The 14,856-nt window shown below is 33.5% G+C and carries 15 protein-coding genes; 14 read left to right on the forward strand and 1 reads right to left on the reverse strand.

Translation table 11 applies throughout. The annotated features are described in order from the left end of the window. Positions 1 to 102 precede the first annotated feature (102 nt). The 13 genes from BS101_RS02255 (at position 103) to BS101_RS02310 (ending at position 12,890) form a co-directional block, all read left to right on the forward strand. Entirely contained in the window at positions 103 to 1,902 is a 1,800-nt protein-coding gene (locus BS101_RS02255) for an ABC transporter ATP-binding protein (RefSeq protein WP_073537344.1), read from the forward strand. Continuing rightward, the gene (locus BS101_RS02260) at positions 1,895 to 3,640 is read left to right on the forward strand and encodes an ABC transporter ATP-binding protein (protein ID WP_073537345.1); all 1,746 of its coding nucleotides are present in this window, start codon (positions 1,895 to 1,897) and stop codon (positions 3,638 to 3,640) included. The genes BS101_RS02255 and BS101_RS02260 overlap by 8 nt, the downstream gene beginning before the upstream one ends. A 250-nt stretch (positions 3,641 to 3,890) precedes the next feature. Then, positions 3,891 to 4,046, forward strand: coding sequence for a Spo0E family sporulation regulatory protein-aspartic acid phosphatase (locus BS101_RS22545; protein ID WP_198039546.1), 156 nt, complete (start codon positions 3,891 to 3,893; stop codon positions 4,044 to 4,046). Between the two features lie 523 nt (positions 4,047 to 4,569). Beyond that, positions 4,570 to 6,135, forward strand: a complete 1,566-nt coding sequence (anfD, locus tag BS101_RS02265) for a nitrogenase iron-iron protein, alpha chain (protein WP_073537346.1) — start codon at positions 4,570 to 4,572, stop codon at positions 6,133 to 6,135. A gap of 15 nt (positions 6,136 to 6,150) precedes the next feature. Then, positions 6,151 to 6,501: a Fe-only nitrogenase subunit delta gene (anfG, locus tag BS101_RS02270; RefSeq protein ID WP_073537347.1), complete on the forward strand. Its 351-nt coding sequence runs from the start codon at positions 6,151 to 6,153 to the stop codon at positions 6,499 to 6,501. A 14-nt stretch (positions 6,502 to 6,515) separates the two neighbouring features. Continuing rightward, positions 6,516 to 7,904 carry a Fe-only nitrogenase subunit beta gene (anfK, locus tag BS101_RS02275; RefSeq protein WP_073537348.1) on the forward strand — a complete coding sequence of 463 codons (1,389 nt, stop codon included), beginning with the start codon at positions 6,516 to 6,518 and terminating at the stop codon, positions 7,902 to 7,904. A 139-nt stretch (positions 7,905 to 8,043) separates the two neighbouring features. Next, positions 8,044 to 8,757 carry a type 1 glutamine amidotransferase gene (locus tag BS101_RS02280; RefSeq protein WP_416232351.1) on the forward strand — a complete coding sequence of 238 codons (714 nt, stop codon included), beginning with the start codon at positions 8,044 to 8,046 and terminating at the stop codon, positions 8,755 to 8,757. Positions 8,758 to 8,762: 5 nt separating this feature from the next. Then, entirely contained in the window at positions 8,763 to 9,284 is a 522-nt protein-coding gene (locus BS101_RS02285; protein ID WP_073537350.1) for a pyridoxamine 5'-phosphate oxidase family protein, read from the forward strand. 61 nt (positions 9,285 to 9,345) lie between these two features. Beyond that, positions 9,346 to 10,515 (forward strand): putative heme d1 biosynthesis radical SAM protein NirJ1, encoded by a 1,170-nt coding sequence (gene nirJ1 / locus BS101_RS02290; RefSeq protein WP_073537351.1) that lies wholly within the window; start codon positions 9,346 to 9,348, stop codon positions 10,513 to 10,515. A 23-nt stretch (positions 10,516 to 10,538) separates the two neighbouring features. Further along, positions 10,539 to 11,531, forward strand: coding sequence for a putative heme d1 biosynthesis radical SAM protein NirJ2 (gene nirJ2 / locus BS101_RS02295; protein WP_073537352.1), 993 nt, complete (start codon positions 10,539 to 10,541; stop codon positions 11,529 to 11,531). Continuing rightward, positions 11,532 to 11,987, forward strand: coding sequence for a siroheme decarboxylase subunit alpha (gene ahbA, locus BS101_RS02300; RefSeq protein WP_242951371.1), 456 nt, complete (start codon positions 11,532 to 11,534; stop codon positions 11,985 to 11,987). It begins immediately after the preceding gene. 5 nt (positions 11,988 to 11,992) lie between these two features. After that, complete coding sequence (ahbB, locus tag BS101_RS02305; RefSeq protein ID WP_073537353.1) at positions 11,993 to 12,457, forward strand: siroheme decarboxylase subunit beta; 465 nt, start codon at positions 11,993 to 11,995, stop codon at positions 12,455 to 12,457. Positions 12,458 to 12,602: 145 nt separating this feature from the next. Further along, the gene (locus BS101_RS02310; protein WP_073537354.1) at positions 12,603 to 12,890 is read left to right on the forward strand and encodes a GNAT family N-acetyltransferase; all 288 of its coding nucleotides are present in this window, start codon (positions 12,603 to 12,605) and stop codon (positions 12,888 to 12,890) included. A gap of 23 nt (positions 12,891 to 12,913) precedes the next feature. Here the strand turns inward: BS101_RS02310 and BS101_RS02315 are convergent, their stop codons facing one another. Then, on the reverse strand, positions 12,914 to 13,855 hold the full coding sequence (locus tag BS101_RS02315) for a 3'-5' exoribonuclease YhaM family protein (RefSeq protein ID WP_073537355.1): 942 nt from the start codon (positions 13,853 to 13,855) through the stop codon (positions 12,914 to 12,916). A 173-nt stretch (positions 13,856 to 14,028) separates the two neighbouring features. Between BS101_RS02315 and BS101_RS02320 the strand changes: the two genes are divergently transcribed. After that, positions 14,029 to 14,841 carry a hypothetical protein gene (locus BS101_RS02320; protein WP_073537356.1) on the forward strand — a complete coding sequence of 271 codons (813 nt, stop codon included), beginning with the start codon at positions 14,029 to 14,031 and terminating at the stop codon, positions 14,839 to 14,841. Positions 14,842 to 14,856 lie beyond the last annotated feature (15 nt).

Here is a 14,856-nt window from a genome sequence, read left to right on the forward strand (position 1 = left end):
ATTGCGGAGTAGATGGCAATAATGAATACAAATATAATATGGGTTGATTAGTTGTAACTAATCAACCCATATTATATTTGTTATGAAAGGGGAGGATACAGAATGAATAAAAAAAATTGGCTGGGAGTGGTGTTGTATTTTGCCAGCTCCTGTAGGATACAGATGATCATTTCGGTAATATGTGCCATTATCAGTGTAGCAGGAGGACTTGTTCCCTATGTAGGTGTATATCAGATTATAATTTTATTTTTTCAGGGACAGGAAAATATAGATGCTATTTTGTTTTGGGCAGCAATATGTGCCGGCGGATATGTGGTAAAGTTTATATCTTATGCAATATCTACTACACTAGCACATTATTCGGCATATAGCATATTAGAAAATATTCGTCTTGATATTGGGGATAAATTGATGAAAGCTCCGCTTGGAACTGTTTTGAATCATACAGTAGGAAAATTAAAAAGTGTAATTATAGATCGGGTGGAAACTATAGAACTTCCACTGGCCCACCTTATTCCAGAAGGTATATCCAATCTTCTACTGCCTATAGCTGTATTTATTTATCTTATTGTGATAGATTGGCGTATGGCGCTCATGTCAATGATTACTATTCCTATAGCATCCATAGCCTATGGCATTATGATGAGAAATTACAATAAAAAGTATAATGATTATATGGAATCCAGCAATTATGTAAACAGTGTTATTGTAGAATATATAGAAGGAATTGAGGTAATCAAAGCATTCAATCAGTCCACATCCTCTTATGAAAAATTTCAAAAAGCAGTGGAGTCTTTTAAGGAGTATACGTTAGATTGGTTTAGAAGTACATGGAAACTTATGAATTTTGGAGGGGCTGTTTTGCCTTCAACTTTATTTGGTACTGTGCCTCTTGGAATGTATTTATATATAAGAGGTTCTCTAAGTCCTGCAGAGCTTACCATGTGTTTGATATTGTCTTTGGGGATTGTGACACCTTTAACCAGCTTTACTGTATTTGTAAATGATGCAAAGTCCATAGAATATGCAGTAAAAGATGCAGATGAATTTTTAAATTTGGATGAGCTTGAAGATGTAAAGGATCAGGTAAATCTTATGCACTATGACGTGGAACTTAAAGGTGTATCTTTTTCTTATGATGTCCACAAAATTTCTGGAGCCGTTAATTCAACAAACAATGTGCTTGAAAATATAGATTTAAAACTTTCCCAGGGTACTTTCGCAGCTTTGGTAGGTCCTTCAGGAGGGGGAAAATCTACTGTTGCAAGGTTAATTGCAAGGTTTTGGGATGTAGGTAGCGGAGAAATAAAAATTGGCGGAGTTAATATTAAAAAAATTCCACTGGTACAGCTTGCTGATACAGTGAGTTTTGTTACTCAGGATAATTTTTTGTTTAACTGTTCTATTATGGAAAATATAAGACTTGGCGATCCAAAGGCATCTGATTCAGAGGTTATTAATGCGGCAAAAGCAGCTTGCTGTGATGAATTTATCAGAAACCTTCATAATGGATATGATACAAATGCAGGAGAAGCAGGAGGAAAATTATCAGGAGGAGAAAAACAGAGAATTGCAATTGCAAGAGCAATATTAAAAAATGCTCCAATTATTATATTGGATGAAGCAACAGCTTTTACAGATCCTGAAAATGAAGATAAACTTCAAAAATCCATTGCAGCTCTTACCAGAGGGAAAACATTATTGGTAATTGCCCATAGGCTGTCAACTGTTAAAAAAGCAGACCAAATTATTGTTATAGAAAAAGGACATATTGTAAATACAGGTACACATGAAAAACTCATTGGAGTATGTACTCTTTATAAAGATATGTGGGAAGCTCATATAGGTTCTAAAAAATGGGCCGTTAATAATGATGACAAGAGGGGTGAAGTATATGTTTAAATCCATAAAACGAATTATTAAGTGGTCCGGGAAACGGAAAAAACGCTTATATATAGGATTTGTGTACTCTTTTTTCAATACTATATTTACGGCAATGCCAATTATGGGAGCTGCTTATGGGTTAAGTCTTATCCTGCAGGATATAAATGGTGAGATCACTTTGACAACAGAGTGGGTATTATATATGTTTATATTTATGATTTTTGCAGTGGCAGGTAGATTTTTATTTGCCTATCTTCGTGCCTCTATTCAGGAAAGTATAGGTTATGAAGTAACTGCAGAACAAAGAATTCTAATTGGTGATATATTAAAACGGGTTTCACTTGGTTTTTTCAGCAAGAAAAATACCGGAGAGATTGCTTCAGCGGTAACAACGGATTTATCTTTTTTTGAAATGTTTGCCATGAAGATGATTGATGTGGTGATAAATGGATATATAAGCGCATTTACTATGGTACTTTGTGTGGCTTTCTATAATATATGGATTGCTTTAATTGCAGTAATAGGGATACTTTTATCTGCTTTTTTCTTAAAACTTATGGGTGATAGAAGTAATAAAAATGCACCCATTCATCAGAAGGCACAGGACAGTATGATTGCGGCTACCATAGAATATATAAGGGGTATGCCTATAGTTAAAGCATTTAAACAGGATGGAGTTTCAAAGGAAGGAATAAAGAAAGCTTATAATATGAGCAAGAATATAAATATTAAAATTGAAAAAAATTATGTGCCTTATAATTGTCTTCATCTGTTTTCACTTAAAATGGCATCTCTTGGAGTTGTGCTTGCATCTGCCATATTTGCTGTAAATAAAACTATGGATATACCTATTATGCTCATGATGACTATTTTTTCCTTTGTGATTTTTGGACATGTTGAATCCATAAATAATTCAGCTCATGTATTAAAAATTATTGATGCTACCATGGACAAATTGAAGGATATAGAAAACGCCGAATTTATTGATAAGCAGGGCAGGGATGTTCAGTTATCTGCCTATGATATTCAATTTGACAATGTGACTTTTTCTTATGAAGATAATTATGTGTTAAAGAATGTGACATTTACCATACCACAGAATAGTACTACAGCAATTGTAGGACCTTCAGGAAGTGGGAAGTCCACCATATGCAGTCTAATTGCCAGATTCTATGATGTAAATAGTGGAAGTATATTGGTGGGAGGTGTTAATGTAAAAGATATGACCTGCGATAGCCTTCTTAAAAATATGAGTATGGTATTTCAAAAAGTATATTTGTTCAATGATACGGTATTTAATAACATCCGCTTTGGAAAACCAGAGGCTAGTTTGGAAGAGATAGTGGAGGCAGCTAGGCAAGCTAGGTGTCATGACTTCATTATGGATCTTCCAAAGGGATATGAGACAGTTATAGGTGACGGCGGTTCCACTCTTTCTGGAGGTGAAAAACAACGTATATCCATAGCCAGGGCAATGCTAAAAAATGCTCCCATAGTTATTTTAGATGAGGCAACTGCTAGTGTAGACCCGGAAAATGAACATGCCATTCAAGAAGCCATCAGTGCGTTGGTACATGGTAAGACTATTATAATTATTGCACACCGTTTGGCTACCATTGAAAATGCAGATCAGATTATTGTAGTGGATAAAGGCAGCATTGCACAGAGAGGAACTCATGAAGAGCTTATGAAGCAAGAAGGGGTTTATAAGAGATTTTTATCCATAAGACAAATAGCAGAGGGCTGGAATATTTGAATTAAAATAGAAAATACAGTGTAACAATTTTAAATATTTTTAATCTATTAATTAAAGTGCCAAAAATTGAATTTGGTACTTTTTGTTATATATTTTTATTATGTTAAATGTAAGTTTACATCAATTAATACAGCATAATTAATAAATTGATAAATTAACAAAAGTCATATTGAAATTAACAAAAATTAATTATATTATAATAATAAATATTAGTTTAAAATAATAATTGATTTTTATAAGGAGAATGTTTATGAAAAAACAATTAGAGTATAAAAAAGATTTGAATAATAAAATTGAGATAATAAGAGAATTGCTCTATGAAAAGATAGAAGATAATGTTGATAGAGAAGAAATTCAGTTTGTAAGCGAGATTTTGGACAAACTTATAGTTGATTATTTTAAATGAGTGAATGTTGTGTTGTTATCTAAATGTACTTAAGAACTGAACATACAATTTTTATCCAATTTGACTTATAAAATACAGCTCTATGTTTTAAATCAATTATTAAAGTAACGATTTCATAATTTTAAGGAGATTTTTTTGATAAATCGTCAAAAATCCTATTGCCTTTTCATAAAAGTTATGATATAGTTTAATACAAGTTATTATTCAAGATAATGTTAATTTACATTCAACAAAAATTAATTACTGTTAAAGTCATCTCATAAACTATTAAAATGCTTTTAATAGTCTTGTAAAGTAAAGCTAGATTTAATTCCATTGTTCATTGTAACTTGTTAACAAAAGTAACTATGTAAAACCACCACAAATAAGTGTATCCATTTAGTTAAAAAACCAAAAGATACACTCACAAATAAGTTAAAACCATCACATTTTAACCAACTAAATTTTATCATGAAAATCATTAATTGTCAATATGAAAGGATTAATAGAAATAATTTTTTGAAAAATAAGGAGGAAAATAATTATGCCATATCATGAATTTGAATGCAGCAAGTGTATTCCAGAAAGAAAACAGCACGCTGTTATAAAAGGTCCTGGAGAGAATTTGACAGATGCTCTTCCGTTGGGATATCTTAACACAATCCCGGGGACTATTTCAGAACGAGGCTGTGCATACTGTGGGGCAAAACATGTTATAGGTACACCTATGAAGGATGCCATTCATATGAGTCATGGACCTGTTGGATGTACTTATGATACATGGCAAACCAAACGTTATATAAGTAATAACGACAATTTCCAGATAAAATATACTTATGCTACAGATATGAAAGAAAAACATGTTGTATTTGGTGCTGAAAAATTGCTGAGGCAGAACATCATTGAGGCATTTAAAGCATTTCCAGATATTAAACGGATGTGTATTTATCAAACCTGTGCTTCAGCTCTTATAGGGGATGATATCAATGCGGTGGCTCAAAAAGTAATGAAAGAAATGCCTGGCGTAGATATTTTTGTTTGTAATTCTCCAGGGTTTGGAGGACCGAGCCAATCTGGAGGACATCATAAAATCAATATTGCATGGATAGACCAGAAGGTAGGAACACTTGAACCAGAAATTAAAAGCGACTATGTTATCAATTATGTGGGAGAGTATAACATTCAGGGTGATGAGGAAGTTATGATGGACTATTTCAAGAGAATGGGTATTCAAGTCCTGTCCACCTTTACCGGTAATGGTTCCTATGATGACCTCAGGAGCATGCACAAGGCACATCTAAACGTACTTGAATGTGCACGTTCTGCAGAATATATTTGTAATGAACTAAGAAAGAGGTATGGCATTCCCCGTCTTGATATCGATGGATTTGGCTTCGGGGCACTGTCATTATCCCTTAGGAAAATTGGATTGTTTTTTGGAATTGAAGATAAAGCTCAAGCTATTATTGATGAAGAAACGGCTAAATGGAAACCGGAACTTGATTGGTACAAGGAACGGCTTAGAGGTAAAAAAGTATGTCTCTGGCCGGGAGGATCCAAACTCTGGCACTGGGCTCATGCAATTCATGAAGAAATGGGAGTGGAAGTGGTATCGGTATATTCAAAATTCGGCCATCAAGGAGATTTTGAAAAGGGTATTTCCAGGTGTGAAGTAGGTGCACTGGCTATAGACGATCCAAATGAACTTGAAGGACTGGAGGCTATGGAAATGTTGAAACCAGATGTTATCTTTACTGGTAAACGTCCGGGAGAAGTCGCAAAAAAAATTCGAGTACCATACTTAAATGCACATGCTTATCATAATGGACCTTATAAAGGATTTGAAGGATGGGTTAGGTTTGCACGTGACATATATAATGCTATTTATTCTCCTATTCATAAGCTTGCTTATTTGGATATAAGTAAAGATGAAATACCTACGGATAAAGGATTCTTAACACAAAGGATGATTTCTAATGTGAATTTAAGTGAGGAAGTAATTTCTTCACCTGATTTAAGAGAGTATACTGGTAAATGTAATATAATTTCAGATTTGTGCAGCAAAACTTATCCGGATTTTCCTCTGCAAAAACAAGTGTCCACATTATAATGGAGGTAGTGATTTATGGAAGATGTAATGAAAGATAGAATCGAACAACTTATTGATTATATTATGAAGAACTGTCTATGGCAATTTAACTCGCGGGCGTGGGACAGAGAGAAACAAAACGAGGGAATACTTACGAAAACCATGCAAATATTATGTGAGGAACCCGCAGAACATGAAACTCCAGCTGACAGGTGCTACTGGGCGGACGCGGTGTGTCTGGCTGATGCTTTCAAAAGCCGCTACTCCTGGTTGGCTGCCATGGACAAAGAAGAAGTTAAAATATTGATGAAGGAACTTAAAGAGCGTATGGATTTTTTAACTATTACAGGTTCTCTTAATAAAGAACTTACAGTTCCACTCTATTAGAAAGGGATGATATTATGTCTTGTGAAGTGAAAGAAAAAGAACGTGCTGGTATTATCAACCCCATATTTACATGCCAGCCTTGTGGTGCCCAGTATGCTAGCATAGGTATAAAAGATTGTATTGGAATAGTACATGGGGGACAGGGGTGCGTTATGTTTGTCCGCTTGCTCTTCTCCCAGCATTTTAAGGAGAGTTTTGAACTCGCATCTTCTTCTCTGCACGAAGATGCTGCGGTATTTGGTGCCCTAAGACGTATAGAAGAAGCAGTGGATGTGCTTTTGATGAGATATCCCCATATAAAAGTTGTACCAATTATCACAACCTGCTCCACGGAAATAATAGGTGATGATATTGATGGTGTAGTTAATAAACTTAATAAAGGGCTTTTAAAGAAAAAATTTGCAGACAGGGAAATTTATCTTGTTCCAATTCATACACCAAGTTTTACCGGAAGTATGGTCAGTGGATACAATATTACAGTAAAGGAATTTGTAAAATATTTTGCAAAAAAAGGTGAACCTAATGGGAAAATCAACCTGATCACTGGCTGGGTCAATCCAGGGGATGTGACAGCACTGAAGCATCTTTTATCAGAGATGAAAGTGGATGCTACTGTTCTTTTCGAAATTGAAAATTTTGACTCCCCTCTTATGCCGGAGGGAAATACAGTTTCTCATGGTAATACAACAGTTGAGGATCTGACAGGAACAGCCAATGCTATTGGAACCATTGCTCTTAACAGGTATGAAGGTGGTCAGGCAGCTGAATATTTAGAAAAAAAATTTGGTGTCCCAGCTGTTATTGGACCTACACCTATTGGCATACGTAACACTGATATTTTTTTAAAAAATTTAAGCAGGATGACTGGAAAGCCAATTCCTAAATCTCTGGTTCACGAACGTGGAATTGCCATAGACGCGATTACAGATGTTGCTCATATGTTTTTGGCAGATAAAAAAGTAGCTATTTATGGAAGTGCTGATCTTGTTATAGGTCTTGCGCAATTCTGTCTTGATATGGAAATGAAACCTATGCTGCTTCTTCTGGGAGATGACAATAAATCCTATATAAAAGACCCACGGATTGAGGAACTTCAGAAAAATGTGGATTATGATATGGAGATTATCACCAATGCAGATCTATGGGAATTGGAGGACCGTATAAAAAATAAGGGACTTAAACTCGATCTGATTCTTGGTCATTCCAAAGGAAGGTTTATTTCTATCGATAACAATATTCCAATGTTACGGGTGGGTTTTCCGGTTTATGACCGTGCAGGATTTTATCGTTATCCTATAATGGGATATGCAGGTGCCATGTGGCTGGCAGAAGCTATAGCAAATACCATATTTACTGATATGGAGTACAAAAAAGATAGGGAATGGATATTAAATATGTGGTAATATATATTTTAAGAAGATACATCTTTAAGTAACTAAATGATGGTAAGATTTATTTTTGATTCTATTAAATTCTGCCAGATATTGTTTGTTATTAAATACTGGCAGAATTCTTAAAAAGAGGTGTAAATAATTGAGTAATATTAAAATTCACTATTTACAGCATGTGTATTTTGAAGGACCTGCAGATATTGTAAGGTGGGCACGTAAAAAAGGACACAAGCTTACAGGAACTCATTTATATAATTATGAGGCACTTCCAGATATGGATGGGTTTGATTGGCTGGTGATTATGGGGGGACCCATGAATATTTATGAAGAAGAAAAATATCCATGGCTTAAATATGAGAAACAATTTATTAAAAAGGCTATTGAAAGCAATAAGGTTGTACTTGGAATATGCCTTGGTGCACAGCTTATAAATGATGTTTTAGGAGGGAAAGTTACTAAAAATTTGGAGCGTGAAATAGGGTGGCTTCCCGTTACTTTTAACTCATCGATTTTAAAATCCAGCTTTTTTAAAAATTTTCCAAAGGAACATTATGTGTTTCAGTGGCATGGTGATACATTTAGTACATTGCCTGAAGGCGCCGTTTGTATTGCCAGCAGCGAGGTCTGTAGTAACCAGGCGTTTATTTATAATAAGAACGTAATAGGCTTTCAATTTCACATGGAAAGCACTAGAGATAGTATTTCCCTGCTTATAGACAACTGTTTGGATGAAATAAAAGATGGGGGCAGCTATGTACAATCAGAGGATGAAATTAAATCTCAAATGAATTTGTTAATTGATGCCAACTCACTGATGGAGAATTTTCTCAATGGACTTGAGGCGTATTATTTAGAAGGGAAGTAATAATTATGGAAAAAATAAGTTATACAGCCAGAATATGCAGTGACGAAGAAAAAATCAATAATTTTTTAACTGAAAAAAGGGTAGGGGTATTAGGTATGTGTGATAAGGAGGGTAAACCTTACTCCATACCTGTAAATTATATATATGAAGATGGTAAAATATACATTCATGGTATGGGAAGCGGCAAAAAAAATAATATACTCAAAGAAAAATCTTCTGTTTGTTTTACGGCTTTTGAAGAATTTGGAACAGTTAAAGACTCCGTACCCTGTAAATGTGATACTTCTTATTTTAGTGTAGTTATCTTTGGAAAAGCAATCTTAGTAGAAGATTTGGAAGAAAAAGCCCGGATACTTACACTGATTGCAGAAAAATTTGTTCCAGGTTTTTTTAAAAATCCCCTTTCCAAAGAATTTGTAAGTAAATATCGCTCTTCCCGTGATAATAATACCACAGCTGTCTATTGTATTTCCCCAGAAGATATTACTGCTAAAGAAAACCCAATTGATATGGAGAATATGGTATAATCTAGCTAATAGAATAGATGAAAATTTATTTTACATACTTTTAGTGTAGAAAGGATAAAAAATGCTTGGTATTACTAAATTATTATGCGGATCTGAAAATTTTGGAGACGGGTTGCGCTATGCTTCTGGTGCAGGAAGTGAAAAAAGTGGTGCAGCTAAGGGAAAGGGACCTGTAGTTGTATGGAATTGTACTAATAGCTGTAATCTAAAGTGCAGGCACTGCTATGCCGATTCTCAAAATAAAAAGTTTGAAGAAGAACTGGATTCAAATGAAGCAAAATATTTAATAGAGGATTTGGCAGAATTAAAAGTACCGGTACTTCTTATTTCCGGTGGAGAACCTCTTATGAGAGAGGATTTATTTGAATTATTAAATTATGCAAAAAATTATAACATTAGAAGTACAATTTCAACTAATGGAACATTAATAGATAAAAGAACAGCTAAAGATTTAAAATTAAATGGTGTAAGCTATGTAGGGATCAGTCTGGATGGAATAGGCACAAATCATGATAAGTTCAGAGGGGTAATTGGAAGCTTTAACAAGTCTTTAGAGGGAATCAGAAATTGTATGGAAATAGGTCAGAAAGTGGGACTTAGATTTACAATAAACAAGAGCAATTACCATCAGCTAGAAGACATTTTTTACTTAATAAAAGAAGAGAAAATACCCCGGGTATGTTTTTATCATTTAGCCTATTCTGGAAGAGGAAATGCTATGGCCAGAGAAGACATTACCTTTGAACAAAAAAGACAAGCCCTTGATATTATAATGGATAGGGCAGTGAGATTTGGAAAGAATGTTGAGATTCTAACGGTAGGTAACCATGCGGATGCGGTTTATTTATACCTTCAAGTTAAAAAGAAATATCCCCATTTAAGAGATAGAGTATGGGATTTAATACAGACAAATGGTGGCAATAGATCGGGAATGGCTCTTGCAAATATTGATTTTAAGGGACATGTACATGCAGATCAATTCACCCAGCAGCACAGCTTTGGAAACATAAGAGAAAGAAAATTTAGTGACATATGGAAAAATCCTTCTAATCCTCTAGCTGTTGGACTAAGAAATAGAAAATCCTTATTAAAAGGAAGATGCAGCAGTTGCAAATGGTTAAATGTATGTAATGGAAATCTCAGGGTAAGGGCAGAAGCTACCACAGGAGATTTTTGGGACTCTGATCCATCCTGTTATTTGACTGATAAAGAAATAGGGATTTTAATATAGTGAAATAGGAGGATGTATAAGTCTTGATAATATCATGGAATACTACAAATAAATGCAACATGAGATGTAAGCATTGTTATAGAAATGCTGGATCAGAAGTTGAAGGTGAGTTAAATACATCAGAAGCTAAAAAGTTAATTGAGGATATAAAAAAAGCCGGATTTAAAATCATGATATTCTCCGGGGGAGAACCATTGATGCGTAAAGATATTTTTGAGCTTATAGAACATGCGGCAAAATGTAAACTTAGACCCGTACTTGGAAGTAATGGCACTTTGATTACCAGGGAAACAGCTCTGAAGCTTAAAGCTGCAGGTACTATGGGCATAGGTATTAGTCTTGATAGTCTTGATAGTAATAAACATAATGAATTTAGAGGATTAAATACAGGCTGGCAAGACACCATAAAAGGAATAGAAAACTGCAGGGAAGTGGGTCTAGGCTTTCAAGTACACACTACAGTTATGGATTGGAACTTTAAAGAAATACTGGATATAACAGATTTTGCTGTTAAAATGAGAGCTGTTGCCCACCATATTTTTTTTATAGTACCTACAGGTCGTGCCCAAAATATTCAACATGAATTTTTAAATGCCCCTCAGTATGAAGAACTTCTCACAAACATAGTCAATAAGCAGAAAGAAGTATCCATAGAGATAAAACCTACTTGTGCACCGCAATTTATGAGAATTGCAAAACAAAAAGGAGTTCCATATAGATTTTCAAAAGGATGTATAGCGGGAATAAGTTACTGCATTATTAATACTAAAGGTGACGTGCAGCCCTGTGCATACCTGGATATATGCGTAGACAACGTTAGAAGTAAACCTTTTTATGAAATATGGAAAAACAATAGTGTGCTGAGGGAACTTAGAACACTAAATTATAAGGGAAAATGTGGAATTTGTACATATAAGAATTTATGTGGGGGCTGCCGTGCCAGAGCTGCATTTTACAACAATGGTGATTATATGGCAGAAGAAAGTTTATGTATTTATGAGGAGAGAGGTCAATAAGTGAAAGGAAAAAGTATGGATTTACTAAATATTATGCAAAATGACTTTCCCATAGAATCAAGACCTTTCTTAACTTTGGCAAATAAATTGGATATGACCGAAGAAGAGGTTATAGAACTTATAAAGAAATTTAAAGAATCAGGCTATATTCGCAGATTAGGAGGGGTTTTTGATTCAGGAAAGTTAGGATATACAAGTACCTTATGTGCAGTAGAAGTTCCAGAAGAGAGAGTTGAGGAAGTGGCATCTATAATAAATGGTTATAGTGGTGTCACTCATAATTATCTAAGAATGCATAAATATAATATGTGGTTTACATTAACGGTATCCACCAGTGAGAGTATTGAACATACTCTCGAAGAAATAAAAAATAGCATAAAAATTAATAATATATTGGTTCTAAATTCCTTGAATACTTTTAAAATAAAAGTGAACTTTAATGTAGAAGGAGTATAAAATTTATGGATTTACTAGATAAAGCTATCATTTCTAAGCTTCAGGAAGATCTGCCTTTAGTTCCCCAGCCCTATAAGCATATAGCTTGTGAATTAGGGATTTGTGAAGAAGAATTACTTGGTAGATTGAAAAAATTAAAGGAAGAAGGAATACTGCGTAGAATAGGTGCTATATTACATCATAGAACTGTAGGGTTTAAAGCTAATGCCATGGTTGCATGGAATATTTCAGAGTGTAGAATTAAAGAGGTAACAGATATGATGGTTACTTTTCCAGAGGTAAGTCACTGTTACCAGCGCAGGGCCCTGCCAAACTGGAATTATAATATCTATACAATGATACATTCTAAAAGTTTTGAGCAATGTGATAGTATTATCTTACATATAGCACAGCGTATAAATATAAATGAATATGAAGTTTTATACAGTACTAAAGAATTAAAAAAAAGCAGTATGAAATATTTCCTATGAGCTTTCTGAATAAAAATGATTCAAAGACAAAAAACTAAACTGATTAATGAGTATTTTAAAAGAGATTGAAATTGTTTAATTGCAATAATATAATTATTGTTATAAAATTGTAATTAACAAATTTATAATAGGAGGTTTTGCTGCGATGGAGGTAAGAAAAGGTAAAAATAAATTTTATATAGGATATGAAGAAAAGGAACCTTTGGGTGAAATAATATTGGATGATTTCAATAAGAATCCAATAACAATTGAACATACTTATGTGTCAGAAAAGCTAAAAGGTCAGGGTGCAGGTAAACGGTTGGTTAAGAGCGTTGTTGATTTTGCAACGGAAGAAAATAAAAAGGTTATACCAGTGTGTGAATTTGCAAAGAAAGAATTTTCAAAAAATAAAGAATATGAGAGTGTATTGGATGCTTCCACAACTATTTGAGTATAAGCACTACTAAGATTGAATTAGTAGTGCTTATATATTTGAATATTCTTCAAGAAAAATTTATTTTCACTAAATTCTCCTTTTTCTAAATTGGAAAGGGTATCCTGGAACTGATATATAATAGCATCCATTTCATCTAGTTTGTTTAATAATTCGGCTTCTAGAATCATGGGTCTTCTAGGAGAGCCATTTTCTTCAGAACCATGGTGAGAAATTAAAATATGTTTTAAAACCATTTCATCCTCCGCAGGAATATTTAATTCCATGGCTGCATCGTGGAGCATAATTACTCCCTGTACTATGTGACCAAGCAATTTACCTTCTGCAGAATAATCTTCTACTATGCCATTTTCATTGGAACTTAGTTCATTCAATTTTCCTATATCATGAAGTATAATCCCTGATATGAAAAGTTCTGTATCTATACCATATTTATATATATCTGCAAGGGCAGCACCGCTTTTATACATTCTATATATATGATATAAAAGGCCTCCTTGTATAGCATGATGGACTACTTTTGCCGCAGGATAGTAGAGAAGTTTGTCTTTATTATCCTCTAAAAGTTTTGTAACCACTTTTTTGAAGCTTTCATTTTCAAAATGGGATACTCTTGTTAAAAGTTCATTATATATATCCAAAGGTTTTATAGGAGAAGTTTTTATAAAATCTTCTATGCATACATTATCATCTTTGGTAATTGTTCTGCACTGTAATACGGTGAGCTGGAGAGTATTTTTGTAAGTTTTAGGAATTGTCCTTATTTTAATAACACTACCAGGGGAGATATCGGGGATATCTGTAATACTTTTATCCCACATAACTCCTTTTATGGAATCTTTGCCGTCGGTGAAAGTAAATTTAATGTAGGGTGAATTATTAGAGGTTAGTCCTTCAGATATCTCATTTACCATAAGAAAAATATCACTAAGTTTATTATGAATTAATTCTTTAATTTTCATTTAACAGTACCTTCTTTCATTTGATTTTATATCATTAAATATTATAATGATATAAAGTGATTAAAATGATTCTTAGGATAAAAGTATGTATCGTAGATACAGTTAATATTATACCCTAAGTTCAAATTTATTGTACATGAATGACACAAAATCAGGAAGGATATGTATATAAAATGATATTTGTAATTCAGTTGTTAGTTAAAACATGTATAGAAACCGTATATCTTATAGGAATGATAACTTTAATTGGGTTACTTCTTGGAGTATTAAGAAATAATTCCATAAGGAATTTTCAGAGAAGTTTTGGGAGTAGGGCATTAATGGTAACAGGGGTCATAGGAGTTCCCATACATGAATTGAGTCATGCTATATTTGCCTTATTGTTTAGGCATAAGGTTAGTAGAATAAAATTGCTTCAAAAACCAGATGCACAGGGAGTCATGGGATATGTACAGCATAGTTATAACAAAGGAAGTATTTATCAGCAGATAGGAAATTTTTTTATAGGTATTGCACCTATATTTGGAGGAGTTCTTTCCATTATCTTATTGATGAGAATTACAATACCACAGGCTTATGAAAAATTTGCCAGTATATTGATAAAGGGTTTAAATATCACAGTGATTAATAAAAGCACAATGGAAATAATGATGAATTCTTATGGGGAATTGATAAGGATTATTTTCTCAGTAAAAAATTTTGAGAACATCTACTTTTATATATTTTTATTTATAGCTGTGTGTATATCATCTCATATGTCATTAAGTATTGCTGACATAAAAGGAGCTTCCAGAGGACTTGCAGCCATATTTTTTATATTATTAGTACTTAACTTTTTTAATTTATCCAAATATTTAGCTTCATTTAACTTTATAAAGTATAATATTATAGTAACAGGGTTTTTGCTTATAGCTGTGATACTTTCTGTAATAACATACCTGGTAAGTTTGATTTTAGTTGCCCTGAGGAGAACTTCCTTAATATAAAAAGCAAGGAGAGGA

This window comes from Clostridium kluyveri (assembly GCF_001902295.1).
Lineage (GTDB): Bacteria > Bacillota > Clostridia > Clostridiales > Clostridiaceae > Clostridium_B > Clostridium_B kluyveri_B.